Origin of the sequence: Microbulbifer sp. TYP-18 (assembly GCF_040932045.1) — a bacterium.
Taxonomy (GTDB): domain Bacteria; phylum Pseudomonadota; class Gammaproteobacteria; order Pseudomonadales; family Cellvibrionaceae; genus Microbulbifer.
Genome location: NZ_JBFRBC010000081.1, coordinates 1 through 1,490 on the forward strand (window position 1 = coordinate 1; position 1,490 = coordinate 1,490).

The 1,490-nt window shown below is 51.8% G+C and carries 2 protein-coding genes; both read right to left on the reverse strand.

Features of this window, described 5'->3' with window-relative positions; translation table 11 throughout:
- On the reverse strand, positions 1-468 hold a 468-nt coding region (locus ABVT36_RS18975), incomplete at its 3' end, for a hypothetical protein (protein WP_368457962.1).
- A 740-nt stretch (positions 469-1,208) separates the two neighbouring features.
- On the reverse strand, positions 1,209-1,436 hold the full coding sequence (locus tag ABVT36_RS18980) for a hypothetical protein (RefSeq protein WP_368457963.1): 228 nt from the start codon (positions 1,434-1,436) through the stop codon (positions 1,209-1,211).
- Between the last annotated feature and the right edge of the window lie 54 nt (positions 1,437-1,490).

Here is a 1,490-nt window from a genome sequence, read left to right on the forward strand (position 1 = left end):
GTCACCAGGCGGGTCCGAAGTATTTATATTCTGATCTTGGTAACCTGATAGATTGGTATACTGATACGTCGGATTTTTTTCCGACCCTACCTCGGATTTTTTTCCGAGGTTACTCGGATTTTTTTCCGACCCTCGGATATTTTTCCGACCCTCGGATTTTTTTCCGACCTCAGCCTTATTCCACTGAAGTCCCTTTTGGGTCACTCGGTAGTAATCCCCGCCATTGATGATCTTTCGTTCAATCAGGTCTTTTCGAATCAGTTGAGAAGCCAACCGATAAACGGTATCTCGTTTGTCGGAGAGGATGGGCAGCTCCTCGATGATCTTGCCCTTACTGAGATACCAATAGCCGTCCTGTTTATCCGCCCATGAGGCGGCACCCAGGATGAAGGAGAACAAAGTGGCCTGCTGAAGGTTCAGCTCCCACTCGATACTCTTCGCTTGGTTAATGGAGAGCGTTAGTTCCACTTTCGCCTCCGCCCGCTTCTGCGGTCGCTCAGTGATCTTGATGATTGCGGTACATTAAAAAAATGTCGGTATTTACTGGTTATCAGTAGCCTTTCTCGCCGCTTACAGTTTCCTACCTACATTACTTCCCTTCCCTACCCCTTTCGGGTTCTTTTTGTCGCGCGTTTCAGCAAACCAATACGCAACCAGATCGACACAAAAGAGAGGGGGCTGGATAATGGCCATACCTGTGGGGGACGGCTTGGGTTAGGCCCAATACCCTGAAACCACGGGAGGGGTGCACACCAAGTCTGCAGCCGCCATTTTGGTGGCTACGTTGGCAGCGATAAAGCCGCAGGCTAGTGTGGCTCAACACCCCGGGGGTCCATTGTGAGCTTGGGCTCTCGCTACCGGACTGTTCTAGTCAGTTGGTAGCAACCGCCAGGCATGGCGGGATAGAAATACAGGTCTTTCACGACCTGGCGCCGGGTCGGTTGAATGGATAAATGCCATGAAAACCAACCTAACAATCAGGCTAACCATCTCAGTTCACGGGGTACTGGCTGCAGCTTCAAGCCTCCTGTGGACACTTCATGAGATAGGAATCCTGTAACCAAGCCCCAGGGCCGGTCGCAGCCGGCCTTGGGCACTACCCAGCCCCCTCTCTACTATGCCGATCTGTTAAAAAACGCTGGCAGCGCTCCGGCTGTCAGTGGAAACTCAAACTGCTTTGTCACTCCAAACCAGTGATGGATTGGCTTTCACCCAGCACTTTCTGGAAGCTTGATAGAGTTTTTAAGAGTCTCTGATAGCCCCTCTAACTCGCACAATTCTTCGGTAACCTCATCCAGAATGATCTCGGCCTGCTGTGAGGCCAGCTGCGCCTGTGTTTTGCCCTTCGAGCCATCCAACCGCCGGCCACAAAATGCCAACCGCTGACGGTCATGCTCGGGCAACTCCGCCAACAACTGAGGGATGATTTCTTTCATGGCATAACCTGCTCTTGATTGATGTTGTACCGCCGGCTAATCGGGACCTCCATT

What these genes read in the sequence shown, in the direction of transcription:
- ABVT36_RS18980 (WP_368457963.1), bottom strand. Translation starts at nt 1,436, where the DNA reads ATGAAAGAAATCATCCCTCAGTTGTTGGCGGAGTTGCCCGAGCATGAC.